Source organism: Streptomyces sp. NPDC050658, from assembly GCF_044457025.1.
Lineage (GTDB): Bacteria > Actinomycetota > Actinomycetes > Streptomycetales > Streptomycetaceae > Streptomyces.
Genome location: NZ_JBITGM010000006.1, coordinates 300,946 through 319,094, shown reverse-complemented (window position 1 = coordinate 319,094; position 18,149 = coordinate 300,946). Strand labels below are relative to the sequence as shown.

General features: G+C 71.0%; 15 protein-coding genes. 7 read left to right on the top strand and 8 right to left on the bottom strand.

The window, feature by feature from the left end:
- Positions 1-93 precede the first annotated feature (93 nt).
- The 3 genes from ACIBKX_RS22740 to ACIBKX_RS22730 all read right to left on the bottom strand — a co-directional run bounded on the left by ACIBKX_RS22740 (position 94) and on the right by ACIBKX_RS22730 (position 2,784).
- Positions 94-1,083 carry an AI-2E family transporter gene (locus ACIBKX_RS22740; RefSeq protein WP_363270505.1) on the bottom strand — a complete coding sequence of 330 codons (990 nt, stop codon included), beginning with the start codon at positions 1,081-1,083 and terminating at the stop codon, positions 94-96.
- Positions 1,084-1,217: 134 nt separating this feature from the next.
- Entirely contained in the window at positions 1,218-2,174 is a 957-nt protein-coding gene (locus ACIBKX_RS22735; RefSeq protein WP_363270237.1) for a pirin family protein, read from the bottom strand.
- A gap of 121 nt (positions 2,175-2,295) precedes the next feature.
- Positions 2,296-2,784, bottom strand: a complete 489-nt coding sequence (locus ACIBKX_RS22730) for an SseB family protein (RefSeq protein WP_135331823.1) — start codon at positions 2,782-2,784, stop codon at positions 2,296-2,298.
- A gap of 131 nt (positions 2,785-2,915) precedes the next feature.
- Here ACIBKX_RS22730 and ACIBKX_RS22725 point away from each other — a divergent pair, with 131 nt between their 5' ends.
- The 5 genes from ACIBKX_RS22725 to ACIBKX_RS22705 all read left to right on the top strand — a co-directional run bounded on the left by ACIBKX_RS22725 (position 2,916) and on the right by ACIBKX_RS22705 (position 10,665).
- Positions 2,916-4,742 (top strand): acyl-CoA dehydrogenase, encoded by a 1,827-nt coding sequence (locus tag ACIBKX_RS22725; RefSeq protein WP_363270238.1) that lies wholly within the window; start codon positions 2,916-2,918, stop codon positions 4,740-4,742.
- Between the two features lie 140 nt (positions 4,743-4,882).
- On the top strand, positions 4,883-6,238 hold the full coding sequence (locus tag ACIBKX_RS22720) for a M18 family aminopeptidase (RefSeq protein WP_363270239.1): 1,356 nt from the start codon (positions 4,883-4,885) through the stop codon (positions 6,236-6,238).
- A 100-nt stretch (positions 6,239-6,338) separates the two neighbouring features.
- A complete protein-coding gene (locus tag ACIBKX_RS22715; RefSeq protein WP_363270240.1) occupies positions 6,339-9,278 on the top strand; it encodes a BTAD domain-containing putative transcriptional regulator in 2,940 nt (979 codons plus the stop codon).
- A 133-nt stretch (positions 9,279-9,411) separates the two neighbouring features.
- A complete protein-coding gene (locus ACIBKX_RS22710) occupies positions 9,412-10,068 on the top strand; it encodes a DUF4232 domain-containing protein (protein ID WP_363270241.1) in 657 nt (218 codons plus the stop codon).
- Between the two features lie 99 nt (positions 10,069-10,167).
- Positions 10,168-10,665 carry an LURP-one-related family protein gene (locus tag ACIBKX_RS22705; RefSeq protein WP_363270242.1) on the top strand — a complete coding sequence of 166 codons (498 nt, stop codon included), beginning with the start codon at positions 10,168-10,170 and terminating at the stop codon, positions 10,663-10,665.
- A 15-nt stretch (positions 10,666-10,680) separates the two neighbouring features.
- On the opposite strand, the gene ACIBKX_RS22700 is transcribed toward ACIBKX_RS22705, so the two are convergent.
- Positions 10,681-11,484 carry a carbon-nitrogen family hydrolase gene (locus ACIBKX_RS22700; protein ID WP_363270243.1) on the bottom strand — a complete coding sequence of 268 codons (804 nt, stop codon included), beginning with the start codon at positions 11,482-11,484 and terminating at the stop codon, positions 10,681-10,683.
- A 136-nt stretch (positions 11,485-11,620) separates the two neighbouring features.
- On the opposite strand from ACIBKX_RS22700, the gene ACIBKX_RS22695 reads away from it, so the two are divergent.
- Complete coding sequence (locus tag ACIBKX_RS22695) at positions 11,621-12,445, top strand: maleylpyruvate isomerase family mycothiol-dependent enzyme (protein ID WP_363270244.1); 825 nt, start codon at positions 11,621-11,623, stop codon at positions 12,443-12,445.
- A gap of 60 nt (positions 12,446-12,505) precedes the next feature.
- Here the strand turns inward: ACIBKX_RS22695 and ACIBKX_RS22690 are convergent, their stop codons facing one another.
- Both ACIBKX_RS22690 and ACIBKX_RS22685 read right to left on the bottom strand, forming a co-directional pair.
- A complete protein-coding gene (locus ACIBKX_RS22690) occupies positions 12,506-13,831 on the bottom strand; it encodes an MFS transporter (RefSeq protein WP_363270245.1) in 1,326 nt (441 codons plus the stop codon).
- Positions 13,828-14,520: a GntR family transcriptional regulator gene (locus tag ACIBKX_RS22685; RefSeq protein WP_363270246.1), complete on the bottom strand. Its 693-nt coding sequence runs from the start codon at positions 14,518-14,520 to the stop codon at positions 13,828-13,830. The genes ACIBKX_RS22690 and ACIBKX_RS22685 overlap by 4 nt, the downstream gene beginning before the upstream one ends.
- 214 nt (positions 14,521-14,734) lie before the next feature.
- On the opposite strand from ACIBKX_RS22685, the gene ACIBKX_RS22680 reads away from it, so the two are divergent.
- Positions 14,735-15,604: a D-alanyl-D-alanine carboxypeptidase gene (locus ACIBKX_RS22680; protein WP_363270506.1), complete on the top strand. Its 870-nt coding sequence runs from the start codon at positions 14,735-14,737 to the stop codon at positions 15,602-15,604.
- Positions 15,605-15,703: 99 nt separating this feature from the next.
- Here the strand turns inward: ACIBKX_RS22680 and ACIBKX_RS22675 are convergent, their stop codons facing one another.
- Both ACIBKX_RS22675 and ACIBKX_RS22670 read right to left on the bottom strand, forming a co-directional pair.
- On the bottom strand, positions 15,704-17,155 hold the full coding sequence (locus tag ACIBKX_RS22675; protein ID WP_363270248.1) for a dihydrolipoamide acetyltransferase family protein: 1,452 nt from the start codon (positions 17,153-17,155) through the stop codon (positions 15,704-15,706).
- An 11-nt stretch (positions 17,156-17,166) separates the two neighbouring features.
- On the bottom strand, positions 17,167-18,147 hold the full coding sequence (locus ACIBKX_RS22670) for an alpha-ketoacid dehydrogenase subunit beta (protein WP_363270249.1): 981 nt from the start codon (positions 18,145-18,147) through the stop codon (positions 17,167-17,169).
- Between the last annotated feature and the right edge of the window lie 2 nt (positions 18,148-18,149).

Genomic DNA, 18,149 nt, shown 5'->3' with positions numbered 1-18,149 from the left:
GCCGCTCCGCGGCGGATCTGTCCCACCCGATTGCCCGGCGACTGCCCACCCACCCCACAGCTCGGCCCGCAGGCGTGTCAGCCCGTCCGGCGTTTAACCCGCGCCCTCAGCTCCGTACCGCCCCCGCAGCTCCGAGACCACCCCGAACGCCGCCGCCGTCACAGGTACGGCGAGCAGCATCCCCAGGATTCCCGCCACGGACGCCCCCGCGGTGATCGCCAGCATCACCACCGCCGGGTGCATCTGGACCGTGCGGGACTGGATCACCGGTTGCAGGACGTGGCCCTCCAGGACCTGGACGGCGAGGACCACGCCCAGGGCCCACAGCGCGATGATGACGCCCCGGTCCGCCAGTGCGACCAGGACGGCGACCGCGCCGGAGATGAAGGCGCCCAGGTACGGGATGTACGCCCCGATGAAGACCAGCGCTCCGAGCCCCCACGCCCCCGGCACCCGGAGGATCAGCAGGCCCACCGTGATGCAGATCGCGTCGATCAGCGCGATGAACGTCGTCCCCCGCATGAAGCCCTCGACCGCCTCGAAGGCCCGCCGCCCCATCGCCTCGACGGTGTCCGCGGTGCCCCGCGGCGCGAGCGAGCGCATGGCGCCCATGGCGCGGTCGGAGTCGCGCAGGAAGAAGAAGACCAGCAGCAGGGCGAGGACGGCCATGGCGATCACCTCGCCGACCACGCTCAGCCCGCTGATCACCCCGGAGGCCGCGGACCCCCCGAACTTGCCGAGGAGTTCCTTCGCGTTGGACGCCATGTCCTCCAGCGAGGTCCCCGCGGCACCGAAGTACTTGGACAGATCGGTCGCCGCCTGCTTCACGGAGGCGATGATCTGGTCGCCCGTGTCGATCAGGGCCTTGACCACGACGTACATCGCCCCGCCGACCACGGCGACAACGGCCGCGCACGTCAGCCCCGCGGCCAGCGAGCGCTGCACCTTCATCTTGAGCAGCCATCGGTAGACGGGACCGAGGAGGGCCGTGCCGAGCAGGGCCAGCAGGACCGGCGTGACCGCCGTCTTGAAGATGATGACCAGCCAGATCGCCACGGCCGCAACGCCGGTGACGAGGAGCATGACGACGCACCAGGCGGCGGTACGCCGTGCGGGCTCGGGCAGAAGGGTGCTCACCCTCCTACCCGAGCACGACCTCAAGGACCGCGCACTTTATGTACGGCTAAGAGACAGCGTGTACGGCCAAGAGACAGCGCCTACATGCCGTGCACCGCCGGGACCGTGCCGAGCAGACCCTTCTGGAAGTCCTCGAAGGCCTGCTGCAGCTCGGCCTGACTGTTCATCACGAACGGCCCGTAGTGCGCCATGGGCTCCCGGATCGGCTGCCCGCCGAGCAGCACGACCTCCAGGTCGGGGGTGTTCCCGTCCTGCTTCTCGTCCGCCCGGACGGTCAGCGAGGAGCCCGCGCCGAAGACGGCGGTCTGGCCCTGGTGGACCGGGCGGCGCTCGGCGCCGACCGAACCCCTGCCCGCGAGGACGTACGCGAGGCCGTTGAAGTCCTCGCGCCACGGCAGCGTGACCTCGGCACCGGGACGCAGGGTCGCGTGGATCATCGTGATCGGCGTGTGCGTGATGCCGGGACCCTGGTGGCCGTCGAGCTCGCCCGCGATGACGCGGAGCAGCGCGCCCCCGTCGGGGGAGGCGAGCAGCTGGACCTGGCCGCCGCGGATGTCCTGGTAGCGGGGGTCCATCATCTTGTCCTTCGCGGGCAGGTTCACCCACAGCTGGAGGCCGTGGAAGAGGCCGCCGGACATGACGAGGGACTCCGGCGGCGCCTCGATGTGGAGCAGGCCGCTGCCGGCCGTCATCCACTGGGTGTCGCCGTTCTGGATCGTGCCGCCGCCACCGTTGGAGTCCTGGTGGACGAAGGTCCCGTCGATCAGATACGTGACGGTCTCGAAGCCGCGGTGCGGGTGCCAGGGCGTGCCCTTGGGCTCTCCCGGCGCGTACTCCACCTCACCCATCTGGTCCATCATGATGAACGGGTCGAGGTACTTGTAGTTGATCCCCGCGAAGGCCCGGCGCACCGGGAAGCCCTCACCCTCGAAGCCGCCGGGAGCGGTGGTCACGGCGAGCACGGGGCGGGCCACGGCATCGCCGGACGCGGCCACACGGGGCAGGGTCAGCGGGTTCTCGACGGTCACTGCGGGCATGTCGGTGCCTCCTTCTCGTACGCTCAGTTTAGTTGAACGTAGAACTTCTTGCCACTGGGAACGACGGACGCCCGGAGGGAATTCCCTCCGGGCGTCACAGCGGCATCAGCACTAGAGGTGGCTAGCCATACATCCGGCGCATCGCGAAGTCGACCATCTGCTCCACGGCCTTCGCGTCGAAGACCATGCGGTGCTCGCCCTCCATGTCCAGGACGAAGCCGTACCCGGTCGGCAGGAGGTCGATGACCTCGGCGCCCGTGATCACGAAGTACTTGGACTCCTTGCCCGCGTACCTGCGCAGCTCCTTGAGCGAGGTGAACATCGGGATCACCGGCTGCTGGGTGTTGTGCAGGGCGAGGAAGCCGGGGTTGTCGCCGCGCGGGCAGTAGACCTTGGACGTGGCGAAGGCCTGCTGGAAGTCCTCGGCGGACATCGAGCCCGTGGTGAAGGCGCGCACCGCGTCCGCGAGGGACGGAGGCGACGGCTCCGGATAGAGCGGGGGCTGCTGTGCGTACCCGCCGGCACCGCCGGGCATCTGCTGCGGCGGCGGCTGGGCCCCCGGCGGGGCGTACTGCTGCTGGGCGCCGGGGCTCTGGTCGTAGCCGTACATGCCCGCAAGAGTACTGAGTCACAGATGACCTATTAGGGGTTGCTTCTTATTACCGACGGGTAGCATCATCGTAGCTACTTGCTGGTACTGATCCCGTTGATCCCTTTTCTTCTGCTTACGGAGCCGTCGCCATGGGGCACTACAAGTCGAATCTCCGCGACATCGAGTTCAACCTCTTCGAGGTGCTCGGCCGCGACAAGCTGTACGGCACCGGCCCGTTCGCGGAGATGGACGTCGACACCGCCAAGAGCATCCTCGACGAGCTGCGCCGCCTCGCCGAGAACGAGCTGGCCGAGTCCTTCGAGGACGCCGACCGCAACCCGCCGGTCTTCGACCCGGCCACCAACACCGCGCCCGTGCCGGCGTCCTTCAAGAAGAGCTACCAGGCCTTCATGGACTCCGAGTACTGGCGCCTTGGCCTGCCCGAGGAGATCGGCGGCACGACCTCCCCGCGCTCGCTGATCTGGGCGTACGCGGAGCTGCTCCTCGGCGCCAACCCGGCCGTGTGGATGTACTCCTCCGGTCCGGCGTTCGCGGGCATCCTGCACGAAGAGGGCAACGAGGCGCAGAAGAAGATCGCCGCGATCGCCGTCGAGAAGCAGTGGGGCTCGACGATGGTCCTGACCGAGCCGGACGCCGGTTCGGACGTGGGCGCGGGCCGCACGAAGGCGACTCTGCAGGAGGACGGCTCCTGGCACATCGAGGGCGTGAAGCGCTTCATCACGTCCGGTGAGCACGACATGTCGGAGAACATCCTCCACTACGTCCTCGCCCGCCCCGAGGGCCACGGCCCCGGCACGAAGGGCCTCTCGCTCTTCCTCGTCCCGAAGTACGAGTTCGACTGGGAGACCGGCGAGCTGGGCGAGCGCAACGGCGTGTACGCCACGAACGTCGAGCACAAGATGGGCCTCAAGGCGTCCAACACGTGCGAGATGACGTTCGGCGACCAGCACCCCGCCAAGGGCTGGCTGATCGGCGACAAGCACGAGGGCATCCGCCAGATGTTCATGATCATCGAGTTCGCCCGCATGATGGTGGGCACGAAGGCGATCGCGACGCTGTCGACGGGTTACCTCAACGCCCTTGAGTACGCCAAGGAGCGCGTCCAGGGTCCCGACCTGGCCCAGTTCATGGACAAGACCGCGCCCAAGGTGACGATCACTCACCACCCGGACGTGCGCCGCTCCCTGATGACGCAGAAGGCGTACGCGGAGGGCATGCGCGCGCTCGTGCTGCACACCGCGGCCGTCCAGGACGACATCGCGGTGAAGGAGGCGGCGGGCGAGGACGCCTCGGCGCTGCACGCCCTGAACGACCTGCTGCTGCCCATCGTCAAGGGCTACGGCTCGGAGAAGTCGTACGAGCAGCTGGCGCAGTCGCTCCAGACGTTCGGCGGCTCGGGGTACCTCCAGGAGTACCCGATCGAGCAGTACATCCGTGACGCCAAGATCGACACCCTCTACGAGGGCACCACGGCCATCCAGGGCCAGGACTTCTTCTTCCGGAAGATCGTCCGTAACCAGGGTGCCGCGCTCAACGGCCTCGCCGAGGAGATCAAGAAGTTCCTCGCGGTCGGCACGGGCGGCGAGGCGCTCGCCGGGGCCCGCGAGGAGCTGGCCAAGGCCGCGGTCGAGCTGGAGGCCATCGTCGGCGTCATGCTGACGGACCTCGCGGCCACCGAGCAGGACGTCAAGTCCATCTACAAGGTGGGGCTCAACACGACCCGTCTACTCATGGCCTCTGGTGACGTCGTCGTCGGCTACCTGCTGCTGCGCGGCGCCGCTGTCGCCGCCGAGAAGCTGGAGACCGCCTCCGCGAAGGACAAGTCCTTCTACGAGGGCAAGATCGCCGCGGCCAAGTTCTTCGCCACGAACGTCCTGCCGGGCGTCGCGGCCGAGCGGAAGCTCGCCGAGGGCGTGGAGCTGGACCTGATGGAGCTGGACGAGGCGGCGTTCTAGCCTCGGCCGATCGCCCGCGCCGCGGCCCGCTCCCGTTCGGGGGCGGGCCGCGCCGCTTTGTCCGCCGGGGGCGACCGCGTACAGAACCTCCCGGTTGAGCCCGACCGCAGCTCGCGGCAGCGCTGGCTACGCTGGAAGCCATGAGCACCTCTGCCCGCCCGTCTCCCGCCGCCGCCCTTGCAGAGAGCGCTGCGCGCGCGCCTCTGTCCTTCGACCGCGGCCACTCCGACGATCTCCTGGCCTTCCTCGCGGCCAGCCCCTCGCCGTACCACGCGGTGGCCTCGGCCGCCGAGCGGCTGGAGAAGGCCGGCTTCCGGCAGGTCGAGGAGACCGAGGCCTGGGACGGGCAGACCGGCGGGAAGTACGTGCTGCGCGGCGGCGCCGTCGTCGCCTGGTACGTCCCCGAGGGCGCCGCCCCGCACACCCCCTTCCGCATCGTCGGCGCCCACACCGACTCCCCGAACCTGCGCGTGAAGCCGAAGCCGGACAGCGGCGCCCACGGCTGGCGCCAGGTCGCCGTCGAGATCTACGGCGGACCGCTGCTCAACTCCTGGCTGGACAGGGACCTCGGCCTCGCGGGCCGCCTCTCCCTGCGCGACGGCAGCACCCGGCTGGTGAACATCGACCGCGCCCTGATGCGCGTACCGCAGCTGGCGATCCACATGGACCGCGGAGTCGTCGCCGACGGCCTCAAGCTCGACAAGCAGAAGCACATGCAGCCCATCTGGGGACTCGGCGACGACGTCCGCGAAGGCGATCTGATCTCCTTCCTGGAGGAGGAGGCGGGGCTCGCGCCCGGCGAGGTCACCGGCTGGGACCTGATGACGCACCCCGTCGAGGCGCCCGCCTACCTCGGCCGCGACCGCGACCTCATCGCAGGCCCCCGCATGGACAACCTGCTCTCCGTGCACGCCTGCACGGCCGCCCTCGCCGCCGTCGCCACCGCGGACGACGCCGACTCCCTGCCCTACATCCCCGTACTCGCGGCCTTCGACCACGAGGAGAACGGCTCGCAGTCCGACACCGGCGCCGACGGCCCGCTCCTCGGCGGCGTGCTCGAACGGTCCGTGTTCGCGCGGGGCGGTTCGTACGAGGACCGGGCACGGGCCTTCGCCGGGACCGTCTGTCTCTCCTCCGACACCGGCCACGCCGTGCACCCCAACTACGCCGAGCGGCACGACCCCACGCACCACCCGCGCGCCAACGGCGGCCCGATCCTCAAGGTCAACGTCAACAACCGGTACGCCACGGACGGCTCCGGACGCGCCGTGTTCGCCGCCGCCTGCGACAAGGCCGGCGTGCCCTTCCAGAGCTTCGTGTCGAACAACGCGATGCCCTGCGGCACCACCATCGGCCCGATCACGGCCGCCCGGCACGGCATCAAGACCGTCGACATCGGCGTCGCGATCCTTTCCATGCACAGCGTGCGCGAGCTGTGCGGGGCGGACGACCCGCACATGCTCGCCAACGCCCTCGTCGCCTTCCTGGAGGGCTGATTCGGCCAAGCCCGCACGGGCCGACCGCAGGCCCACCGGCCCCGGAGATACCCTGGAGCCCTGATCGATGCATGGGCGCGGCAAAGGAGTTGAGGCCAAAGTGGAGTTCCGCCTGCTGGGACCGGTGACAGTCGCCGGAGGCAGCGGAACGGTCCCCCTCGGCCCCGCCAAGCGCCGCAGCCTGCTCGCCGCCCTGCTGCTGCGGGCCGGAACGCCGGTGTCGGTGGACGCGCTGACCGAGGTGCTCTGGGACGAGGAGCCCCCCGTGCACGCGCGCACGGTCATCCAGGGGCACATCTCCCGGCTGCGCGCGCTGCTCGTCGAGGCGGGTCTCGACGCGTACGGCGTCGAACTCTCCACGCAGGGCGGTGCCTATGCCCTGCAGCTCCCGGAGACGCTGCTCGACGTCAGCCGCTTCGAGGACCTCGTCAAGCTCGCCGGGCGGCAGAAGGACCCGGCCGACGCGGCCCTGATGCTGCGGGAGGCGCTCGCCCTGTGGAACGGGCCCGCGCTGACCGGCACCGTCCCGACCGAGCCGATGCTGGCCGCCGCGCGGGGCCTGGAGGAGAGCCGCCTCGTCACCGTCGAGCAGCTCGCGGACGCCTACGGAAGGCTCGGCGCGCACGGCCAGGCGGTGGCGTTGCTGCGTACGGAGTCGGTGCAGCATCCCCTGCGGGAGGCGCTGGTCGCCGCGCTGATGCGGGCGTTGCAGCGGTGCGGGCGGCAGTCGGAGGCGCTGGAGACCTTCCACCGGACGCGGGAGCGTCTTGCGGAGGAGATGGGCGTCGACCCCGGCAAGACGCTGCGCCGGGCCTACGCGGAAATCCTCGACGGAGAGCCGGACACGGGGAGCCACCCGACGCTGGCGGCGGCGATGAGGGCCCCCGTCCGGGGCGCCTCCCCGAAGCCGGCTCGTACGCACCCGCCCGTTCACCCCGCAGCGCCGACCGAGCGCGAGAAGCCGGGGCCGCCCGCCCCTGCCGATCCGGCTGCTCCGACTGTCCCCGCCCCTGCCGCCCCCGCTGTGGGCAGTCGTTCCGCAGGGCGGACCGCGTGGGCACAGCCCCAGACGCCGGGTGCCGAGGAAACGGGCCCCGGGGCAACCCCCGTACCCCGCCTGCTCCCCCGCGCCCCCAGGGGCTTCGCCGGGCGGGAGAGTCAATTGGCGGCGCTCGAAGCCGCCGTGGCCGACAGCCCCGAAGGGCCCATCGCCCTCCTCACCGGCCCCGCAGGCGTCGGCAAGACCGCCCTCGCCCTGCACTGGGCGCACAGCGTGGCCGACCGCCACCCGCAGGGCACCCTCTTCGCGGACCTGCGCGGCTACAGCGGCGACGACCCCGCCGCCCCCGAACGCGTCCTGCGGGAGTTCCTGCTGGCCCTCGGCGTGCAGCCCCAGGGCATTCCCGGCGGCACCGAAGCCGCCGCGGCCCTCTACCGCTCGCTCGTCGCCGGACGCGAACTCCTCGTCGTACTGGACAACGCACGGGACTCCGCCCAGGTCCGCCCCCTGCTCCCCGGCACCCCGCACGTGACCACGGTCGTCACCAGCCGCAACCGCCTGGACGGCCTCATCGCCTCGGACTGCGCACGCCCCGTCCCGCTCGGCGTGCTCGACGAGCGGGAAGCCGCCGAGCTGTTCGCCCGCGCCCTGGGCCGGCCCGACGACGCGGACACGGAAGCCGTTCGCCAGGTCGCCCGCCTCTGCGACGGCCTGCCCCTGGCCCTGCGCATCGCCGCCGCACGGCTCAGCAGCCGCCCCCAGTGGTCCGTCGCCGGCCTCGCGGCCGAACTCACCGACGGACAGCAGCGCCTGGCCCTGCTCTCCGCCGAGGACACCGGCGTCGCCGCCGCCCTCGGCACGTCGGTGAGCCGGCTGCCGGACGGCGACGCCTGGCTGCTGGCGTCGCTGGCCCGCGCGTTCACCCGTGACATGGACGCGTACGCGGCCGCCGCCGTGGCCGGGACGGACGTCGCGGGCGCCCGCGAGGGACTCGACCGGCTGGCCGCCGCGCATCTGATCCAGGAGGAGGCGCCGGGGCGGTACGTCCTGCATGACCTCGTACGGCTCTACGCCCGCAGCCTGGAAGGCCCCGCGGACGCGGACCTGCGCCTGGTCGACCACTGGCTGCGGGCCGTGCACGCCGCCGTCCGCGCCATCGACACCACCGGCTACCGCGACTGCACGCTGCCCGCCGACTGCCGGCCGGGTCCGGTCCGCGGCTTCGCCGACCGGGACACCGCCCGCGGCTGGTTCGCCGCCGAGCAGGACGGGCTGCTCGCGGCCGCCACCGCCGCCACGGGGCTCGGCGACGACGACCGCGCCTGGCGGCTCGCCGTACTGATCTGGCCGCTGATCCTGTGGCGCCCGCACCTCGGCTGGCGGGCCCCGCTGGAGCGGGCCCTCGCGGCGGCCGTGCGCGCGGGCAGCGACGAGGGCGTCGGACGGCTGCACTCCACGCTGGGCGTGCTCCTCGTCGAGACCGGGCACCACGAGGAGGCCCTCGGGCATCTGGAGCCGTCCCTCGATCCGCTGCACCGCGCGGGACTTCCTGAGCTCGCCGCGCAGGTCCTCGTCCTCATCGGCATCTCCCGCATCCACCGCGGCGACGCGGACGGCGCGCTGCGCGCCCAGGAGGCCGCCGCCCGCACGGCACGCGAGGCGGGCCACGCCACTGCGCCGGTCCTGGAGCACCACCACGCCGCCCAGCTCGCCCTCACGCGCGGCGACACGGGCGCCGCCGCCGAGCACGCGGCCCGCGCGCTGGACGCGGTGCCTGCGGACGAGACCGCCGGGTGGCGGCCGCTGGTCTGGGAGTCGTACGGCATGGGGCTGCACCGCGCGGGGCTGCACCACGAGGCGCGCGAGGCGCTGCTCACGGCGCTCGCGGTGACCGAGGAGGAGGACCTTCCGGCGCGTACGGCGGGGACGCTCACGCAGCTCGGCGAGGTGGCGTCCGTACTCGAAGGGCCGGAGCTCGGGGCGGACTACCGGCGGCGGGCGGAGGAGCTGCGCCGCTCCATCCCGGACTCTTCCAGGTAGCTCCCGGATCCCCCATAAATCCTCCTTGAACTGCGCAAACGTAACGTTAGCCAGGAGTTAGCGGAACGGCAGGGGCGGGCGGCAGGCTCATGGATGTCAGCCCGGCCCGACCGTCACACGGGGGACTCACGCCATGCGTACCACCGCCCGCAAGAACACCGGCATCGCCCTCGCGGCCGTCGCCGCGCTCGCGCTCTCGCTCACGGCATGCGGCGGCGACGGGGACGGAGGAGAGGGCAAGGCCTCCGGGTCGAGCGCCTCGTCCGACACGGCGGGTACGACGAGCGGCGGGACCGGCGAGGGAACGAGCGGCGGCGGGGCCGGGGAGGGGAAGAGCGGCGGCGGTTCGACGGTCGCGGTGGCCCCGGCGGGCGACGACGACTGCACCCTCTCCGCCACAAAGATCGTCCTTCAGGAGAGCGGCGGCTCCGCGCCGGTCGTCCTGCTCAAGCTCACCAACAACGGCGACAAGAGCTGCTCGGTCTTCGGCGCCCCGTTCGTCGCCGACCCGACAGCGGGCAGGAACCTCCCGGTCGCCGAGAACACCCGCCCGCAGTCGGTGGTCCGGGTGGCTCCCGCCGGGTCCGCGTACGCCTCGATCGGTCTCGCGTCCCGCGACAACGACAAGACGCACCGCTCCAAGACCCTGGACGTCACCCTCGCCACGGAGGACGGCAAGGGCACGGACGGCCACACGACGGTGAACTCCCCCGGCCCCGCGGGCCTGCTGCTCGACGACTCGTCGCAGGTCACCTACTGGCAGAGCACGAGCGAGGACGCGCTCTCGTAGCGGCGGCCTCCCCAAGACCCACAGCCGGTCCGTGTCCTTACTTCCCCCAAGTGGCACGGACCGGCTGTGTCGTTCGCGGCGCGGGGTAGTCATGGCGCCATGAGACTTCTCGTACGCGACAGGCTGCTCGGCATCGGCGACGACTACTGGATCGAGGACGACCAGGGCCGCAAGGTCTTCCTGGTCGACGGCAAGGCGATGCGCCTGCGCGACACCTTCGAGCTCAAGGACATGCAGGGCCGCGTCCTCATCGACATCCGCGCCAAGATGCTGGCCCTGCGGGACACGATGGTGATCGAACGGGACGACGCCCCGCTGGCCACGGTCAAACGCAAACGCCTCTCGCTCCTGCGCAACCACTACCGCGTGACCCTGGTCGACGGCACCGAACTCGACGTCAGCGGCAAGATCCTCGACCGCGAGTTCGCCGTCGAGTACGACGGCGAACTCCTGGCGGACATCTCCCGCCGCTGGTTCCGCGTCCGCGACACGTACGGGCTGCACGTGGTGAGAGAGGACGCGGACCCGGCGCTGCTGCTGGCGGTGACGGTCTGCGTGATCCGGCTGGCGGAGAAGGAGAGAGGGGACGCCGACTAGCCGCCCCCGCCCCGCTCAGCGCCGTGGTGTGTCCACGCCGAGCAGGCGGTCCTTCAGTGCCGGGAACTGCTCCCGAGTGGTCGCGACCTTGCCGAGGTCGAGGGAGACGGTGAGGACCTCCTCGCCATCGCCGGCCTCTGCCAGCACCTCGCCCCACGGGTCCACCACGACACTGTGCCCCGCCTGCGGCACCCCCGCGTGCGTGCCGCCCGTACCGCAGGCAAGGACGTACACCTGGTCCTCGACGGCGCGCGCCCGGGCGAACAGCGTCCAGTGCTCGCGGCGCCGCGCGGGCCACCCCGCGGGCACGACGAACATCTCGGCGCCCGCGTCCACCAGGCCCCGGAACAGCTCCGGGAAGCGGAGGTCGTAACAGGTGGCGAGCCCGACGACGGCTTCCGGCGTCCGCACGGTCACCAGCTCCGCGCCGGCCCCCATCATCACCGCCTCGCCCTTGTCGAAGCCGAACCGGTGGATCTTCCGGTAGGCGGCGGCGAGTTCACCGTCGGGGGAGAAGACGAGCGAGGTGTTGTAGAGCGGCCCGTCGGGGTCCCGCTCGGGAATGGACCCGGCGTGCAGCCACACGCCCGCGTCGCTCGCCGCCTTCGCCATCGCCTCGTACGTCGGGCCTTCGAGCGGCTCGGCCTCAGCGGCGAACGACTCGTACGCGAAAGCGCCCGTGGTCCACAGTTCGGGAAGAACGACGAGATCCGGCCTCTCACGCTCGGCTACTTCACGTACCAGTGAAGAGACCCGCGAGCGGCGGGAATTGACCGATTCGCCCTCGTCTACGGCGATCTGGATGAGGGAGGCGCGCACACTACCACCGTCCTGGCATTCGAGCCGTCAATGCAGGCCTACGATCGTCACACGAAAGCACTGCCGGGGTGCCTGCGGGCAGCGTAACTTAACGTCTCAGACACCCACCGCCCGCGTACGACCGTCGAGGGGTCCCGTGAGTCTCCATCCCAGCCTGCAAAACTACGCCGACGCCTGGACCCAATCAGTCACGGCGATATCCGAGCTGGTGTCGCCGCTCGCCGAGGGAGAGTGGAACTGGGCCACGCCCTGCCCCGGCTGGTCGGTACGGGACATCGTCTCGCACGTCATAGGCCTGGACTGCGAGATGCTGGGCGACCCGCGCCCGATCCACACGCTGCCCCGCGACCTGTACCACGTACAGACCGAGGGCCAGCGCTACATGGAGATGCAGGTCGACGTCCGGCGCCACCACACCGCGCCCGAGATGACCTCCGAGCTGGAGTACACGATCATCCGCCGCTCGCGGCAGCTGCGGAACGAGTCGCGCGAGCCCGACACCAAGATCCGCGGCCCGCTCGGCACCGAGCAGACCCTCGAACTGGCCACGCGGATGCGCGCGTTCGACGTCTGGGTGCATGAGCAGGATCTGCGTACGACGCTGAAGAAGCCCGGCAACCTGGACTCGCCCGGCGCGCTCGTCGCCCGCGACCTGCTCCTTCACGGGCTGCCCAAGGTCGTCGCCAAGAAGGCGGGCGCGCCCGCGAATTCGGCGGTCGTCTTCGACGTGAGCGGTCCCGTCGAGTTCCTGCGCACCGTCCGCGTCGACGCCGAGGGCCACGCCACGGTCGACAACGCCCCCTCGCTGGGCCCGCTCGCCACGCTGAGCCTGGACTGGGAGACGTACTTCCGCCTGGCCTGCGGCCGCGTCTCGTACGCCGCCGTGGCCGACCGGGTCAAGGTCGAGGGCGATCACGAGCTGGGCGAGGCGATACTGCGGGAGTTCGCCGTCACGCCGTAGGCAGCTGTACGCCGCTCCCGCGAAGACGTACGCGGCGGGAGCGGCGGTGAAGGACCCCGGTCAGGCCGGGACGTGCACTGCCTCGACCCTGCTGGCCACGAGCCGCTCCTTCTCCCTGCGCGCCGCCCGCGTCCGCAGCCGCAGGATCTGGCTCAGGCCGAGCGCCTCCAGGACGAAGACGGCGGAGAAGGCGATCCGGTAGTTGTCGCCGGTCGCGTCGAGCAGGATGCCGACGGCCAGCAGCGTCGTCATGGAGGCGACGAAGCCGCCCATGTTGACGATGCCGGAGGCCGTGCCCTGCCGCTCCGGCGGGTTCGCGGGCCGTGCGAAGTCGAAGCCGATCATCGAGGCGGGACCGCAGGCGCCGAGCACGGCGCAGAGCACGATCAGCAGCCACATCGGCGCGTGGTCACCCGGATAAGTGATCGTGGCCGCCCACATCACGGCCGTCGCCGCGACCGTGCCGATCGCCAGCGGTGTGCGGGCCGCGTGGTGCCGGGCGACGATCTGCCCGTAGACCAGGCCGATCACCATGTTGGACAGCACGACGAGGGTGAGCAGCGCCCCGGCGGTGGCGCGCGAGAGCCCCTGCGCCTCGACGAGGAACGGCAGGCCCCACAGCAGCAGGAAGACCATCGCGGGGAACTGCGTGGTGAAGTGCACCCAGAGCCCGAGCCGGGTGCCGGGCTCGCGCCAGCTCAGCGCGATCTGCTTGCGCACGAACCCCGCCCCGGTGTGCCGCACCGGCTCCGGCTCATGGCCCTCGGGGTGGTCCTTGAGGAACAGCGTCAGGAGCACGAGGACGACGACTCCGCACAGCGCGCTGCCGGCGAAGGCCGCGGTCCAGCCGACGGAGTGCAGCAGCCGGGCCAGGACGAGGGTCGAGACCAGGTTGCCCGCCATGCCGACGAGCCCCGCGAGCTGGGCGACCAGCGGGCCACGCCGGGCCGGGAACCAGCGGGTGCCGAGCCGCAGCACGCTGATGAAGGTCATCGCGTCACCGCAGCCGAGCAGGGCACGGGAGGCGAGGGCCATCGCGTACGAGGGGGAGAAGGCGAAGCCCAGCTGTCCGAGCGTGAAGAGGACCACGCCGATGGTCAGCACCTTCTTGGTGCCGAGCCGGTCGACCAGCAGGCCGACGGGTATCTGCATGCCCGCGTACACGAGCAGCTGGAGGATCGAGAAGGTCGAGAGCGCCGACGCGTTGACGTGGAAGCGGTCGGCGGCGTCGAGTCCGGCGACACCGAGCGAGGTCCGGAAGATGACGGCGACGAAGTAGACGGCGACGCCGATGGACCAGACGAGGACGGCCTTGCGTCCGCCGGGCGGATCGCCGGGGAGGGAGACGGGGGCGGAGCCTGAGCCTGAAGCTGAACCGGAACTCATCGGACCTCGCCCCGCGCCAGGTTCTGGAACCAGCCGACGTGCCGGGTCACGACACGCTCCGCGGCCTCCGCGTCGGCGGCCCGCAGCGCGTCGAGGATCTCCTCGTGCTCGGCGAGGGTCTTGGCGATGCGGTCGGGGTGGGAGTGCATCACCGCGACCCCCATCCGCAGCTGCCGGTCCCGAAGCTGGTCGTACAGCCGGGAAAGGATCTCGTTCCCGCCGCTGCGGACGATCTCCGCGTGAAAGCACCGGTCCGTCACGGCGGCGGCCGAGAAGTCCCCGGCGGCGGCCTGCTGCCGCTGCTGGTCGAGCAGCTCCGAAAGGCGGGCGAGCAGCCCCGCGGGCGGCGGTACCGCCTTGCGCACCGAGTGCGTCTCCACCAGGAGCCGCGTCTCGACGACGTCGGCGATCTCCTGCGCGGAGACCGGCAGGACCAGCGCGCCCTTCTTGGGGTAGAGCCGCAGCAGGCCCTCGACCTCCAGCTTCAGCAGGGCCTCGCGCACGGGGGTGCGGGACACCCCGACGGCCTCGGCCAGCTCGCCCTCGGTGAGCAGCGTGCCGCCCTCGTAGCGGCGGTCCAGTACGGCCTGCTTGACGTGCGCGTAGACGCGCTCGGCGGCGGGCGGTGGCTTGACGGCAGGGGCCTCGGAGGCGTCGGAGGCGGTGGGCACGGCTGGGGCTGCTGGCATGCGCACAGCATAGATACAACACGTACGCATGAGTCCGTCCATTCCACGATCCGGACATCACCCTCCCGTGGGCACATCCATCGGCACACTTCGTGCGTCTCACTGTCGAGCGGCACCCTCATGTAGCCGCATTCCAGGGGCATTTGGAGCACAGAACTTGAACACCCCCACTACGGGCATTCGTCCCATCAAGGGCATTCACCCCGCCAAGGGCATGCGTCGCGTATCGGCCGTACTCGTCACCGCAGGCGCCGTTCTCGCGGGCGGAGCCCTCACCACCCCGGCCCACGCCGCCGCGCCGCCGAAGCCGTCGATCGCCGCCAAGGGCGGCTATGTGATGAACAACGGCTCGGGCAAGACCCTCTTCACCAAGGCCGCCGACACCCGTCGGTCCACCGGGTCCACCACCAAGATCATGACCGCCAAGGTGGTGCTCTCGCAGCCGAACCTGAACCTCGACTCCAAGGTCACGATCCAGAAGGCCTACAGCGACTACATCGTCAAGAACACCGCCTCGTCGGCCCGGCTGATCGTCGGCGACAAGGTCACCGTCCGCCAGCTCCTGTACGGCCTGATGCTGCCGTCCGGCTGCGACGCGGCGTACGCGCTGGCCGACAAGTTCGGCAAGGGCTCCACCCGCTCGGCCCGCGTGAAGTCCTTCATCGGGAAGATGAACGCGCAGGCCAAGAGCCTCGGCCTGACCAACACTCACTTCGACTCGTTCGACGGCATCGGCGGCGCGGGCAACTACTCCACGCCCCGCGATCTGACCAAGCTCGCGAGCAGCGCGATGAAGAGCTCCACGTTCCGTACGGTCGTGAAGACGAAGTCGACGAAGCAGAAGGTCACGACGAAGAGCGGCGGCTACCGCTACATGTCGTGGAGCAACACCAACAACCTGCTCGGCAGCTACAGCGGCACGATCGGCGTGAAGACCGGCTCGGGCCCGCAGGCCAAGTACTGCCTGGTCTTCGCCGCGACCCGGAACGGCAAGACGGTCATCGGCACGGTCCTCACCTCGTCCTCCGCGGCCAACCGGACGACGGACGCGAAGAAGCTGATGGACTACGGCTTCAAGCGGTAGTCCTTCGCGGTACGCCGACGGGGCCCCGCCACTGGTGTGTGGCGGGGCCCCGTCGGCGTGTCCGTGTCCGTGTCCGTGTCCGTGTCCGTAAGCCTGCCGCTAGGCCCAGGTCATCAGGCGCTTCGGCTGCTCCAGGATCGCCGCCACGTCGGCGAGGACCTTGGAGCCCAGCTCACCGTCGACCAGACGGTGGTCGAAGGAGAGCGCCAGCGTCGTCACCTGACGCGGCTTGACCTTGCCCTTGTGGACCCAGGGCTGGAGCTTGATCGCGCCGACCGCGAGGATCGCGGACTCGCCCGGGTTCAGGATCGGCGTGCCCGTGTCGACGCCGAAGACGCCGACGTTCGTGATCGTGACCGTGCCGCCCTGCATCGCGGCGGGCGAGGTCTTGCCGTCGCGTGCCGTGGAGACCAACTCGCCGAGGGACTCGGCCAGTTCCGGCAGGGTCTTGGCGTGCGCGTCCTTGATGTTCGGCACGATCAGACCGCGCGGGGTCGCGGCGGCGATGCCCAGGTTCACATAGTGCTTCTGGACGATCTCCTGATTCGCCTCGTCCCAGGCCGCGTTGACGTCCGGGTTGCGGCGGATCGCCACGAGCAGCGCCTTGGAGATCAGCAGCAGCGGGTTGACCCGCAGGCCCGCGAAGGCCTTGTCCTGCTTCAGCTCCTCGACCAGCTTCATCGTCCGCGTCACGTCCACCGTCACGAACTCCGTGACGTGCGGCGCCGTGAACGCCGAGCCGACCATCGCCTGGGCGGTGGCCTTGCGGACGCCCTTCACGGGGATGCGGGTCTCGCGGGCGTCCGCGGAGACCACGGGCGCGGGGGCCGCCGGGGCGGGCGCGGGGGCCTCGGTCACCCGGGGGGCGGGCGCCGCGGCCGGGGCCGGGGCCGCCGCCGCGTGCACGTCCTCCCGGGTGATGATCCCGTCGGGACCGGACGGCATGACCGTCGTGAGGTCCACGCCGAGGTCCTTGGCGAGCTTGCGCACGGGGGGCTTGGCCAGCGGCCGGTCGGCGACTGGCCGGGCACTCGTGCTCGTGCCGTTCAACTCGGCCTGTACGGCCGCCGCGTAGTACGTACCGGCGGGCGCTTCCTCGGCCTGCTCCGGCACGGACGCCTTGCGGGCACGCCGCTTGGTGGAGGACTCGGCCACTCCGTAGCCCACGAGCACGGGCTGGCGGCCCTCGGGGGCAGCCTCCTCGGCCGGAGCCGGAGTCGGAGCCGGGGCTGCCGGAGCGGCGGCCTGCGCGGGCGCGGCGGTCTCGGCGGGGGCTGCCGGAGCGGCACCGCCCGACACGTCGACCGCGATGATCACCTGGCCGACGTCCACCGTGGTGCCCTCGGGGAAGCGCAGTTCCCGCACGATACCGTTGAACGGAATCGGCAGTTCGACGGCGGCCTTGGCCGTCTCGACCTCGCACACGACCTGGCCGTCGGTGACGGTGTCGCCCGGCGCCACGAACCACTTGAGGATCTCCGCCTCGGTGAGCCCCTCGCCCACGTCGGGCATCTTGAACTCGGCAAGAGCGGTGTCTGTCATCGTCGTCACGACCCTCTCCCTCAGTACGCCAGCGAGCGGTCGACGGAGTCGAGCACGCGGTCGAGGCCCGGCAGGTACTCCTCCTCAAGACGCGCCGGCGGGTACGGGGCGTGATAGCCGCCGACCCGCAGCACGGGCGCCTCCAGGTGGTAGAAGCACCGCTCGGTGATGCGGGCCGCGATCTCCGCGCCCGTGCCGAGGAAGACCGGGGCCTCGTGCACGACGACGAGGCGACGGGTCTTCTCCACCGAGGCCTGCACCGAGTCGAAGTCGATCGGCGACATGGAGCGCAGGTCGAGGACCTCCAGGGACTTGCCCTCCTCGGCCGCGGCGGCGGCCGCCTCCAGGCAGACCTTCACCATCGGGCCGTACGCCGCGAGCGTCAGGTCGGTGCCCTCACGGGCCACAACGGCCTTGTGCAGGGGCCCGGGAATGGCGTCGGTGTCGACCTCGCCCTTGTCCCAGTAACGCCGCTTCGGCTCGAAGAAGATCACCGGGTCGTCGCTCTGGATGGCCTGCTGCATCATCCAGTAGGCGTCCGACGAGTTGGACGGCGAGACGACCTTGAGGCCCGCCACATGCGCGAAGAGCGCCTCGGGCGACTCGCTGTGGTGCTCGACCGCGCCGATGCCGCCGCCGTACGGAATGCGGACGACGACCGGCATCTTGATCTTGCCGAGCGCGCGGGCGTGCATCTTCGCGAGCTGCGTGACGATCTGGTCGTACGCGGGGAAGACGAAGCCGTCGAACTGGATCTCCACCACGGGGCGGTAACCCCGCAGGGCGAGACCGATCGCCGTGCCGACGATGCCGGACTCGGCGAGCGGGGTGTCGATGACCCGCTCCTCGCCGAAGTCCTTCTGCAGTCCGTCCGTCACACGGAAGACGCCGCCGAGCTTGCCGACGTCCTCGCCCATGATGAGGACCTTGGGGTCCGTGTCGAGCGCCGTGCGCAGCGATTCGTTGATCGCCCTGGCCAGCGGAAGTTTCTGTACGCCCATGG

What these genes read in the sequence shown, in the direction of transcription:
- ACIBKX_RS22740 (WP_363270505.1), bottom strand. Translation starts at nt 1,083, where the DNA reads ATGCTCCTCGTCACCGGCGTTGCGGCCGTGGCGATCTGGCTGGTCATC.
- ACIBKX_RS22735 (WP_363270237.1), bottom strand. Translation starts at nt 2,174, where the DNA reads ATGCCCGCAGTGACCGTCGAGAACCCGCTGACCCTGCCCCGTGTGGCC.
- ACIBKX_RS22730 (WP_135331823.1), bottom strand. Translation starts at nt 2,784, where the DNA reads ATGTACGGCTACGACCAGAGCCCCGGCGCCCAGCAGCAGTACGCCCCG.
- ACIBKX_RS22725 (WP_363270238.1), top strand. Translation starts at nt 2,916, where the DNA reads ATGGGGCACTACAAGTCGAATCTCCGCGACATCGAGTTCAACCTCTTC.
- ACIBKX_RS22720 (WP_363270239.1), top strand. Translation starts at nt 4,883, where the DNA reads ATGAGCACCTCTGCCCGCCCGTCTCCCGCCGCCGCCCTTGCAGAGAGC.
- ACIBKX_RS22710 (WP_363270241.1), top strand. Translation starts at nt 9,412, where the DNA reads ATGCGTACCACCGCCCGCAAGAACACCGGCATCGCCCTCGCGGCCGTC.
- ACIBKX_RS22705 (WP_363270242.1), top strand. Translation starts at nt 10,168, where the DNA reads ATGAGACTTCTCGTACGCGACAGGCTGCTCGGCATCGGCGACGACTAC.
- ACIBKX_RS22690 (WP_363270245.1), bottom strand. Translation starts at nt 13,831, where the DNA reads ATGAGTTCCGGTTCAGCTTCAGGCTCAGGCTCCGCCCCCGTCTCCCTC.
- ACIBKX_RS22685 (WP_363270246.1), bottom strand. Translation starts at nt 14,520, where the DNA reads ATGCCAGCAGCCCCAGCCGTGCCCACCGCCTCCGACGCCTCCGAGGCC.
- ACIBKX_RS22680 (WP_363270506.1), top strand. Translation starts at nt 14,735, where the DNA reads ATGCGTCGCGTATCGGCCGTACTCGTCACCGCAGGCGCCGTTCTCGCG.
- ACIBKX_RS22670 (WP_363270249.1), bottom strand. Translation starts at nt 18,147, where the DNA reads ATGGGCGTACAGAAACTTCCGCTGGCCAGGGCGATCAACGAATCGCTG.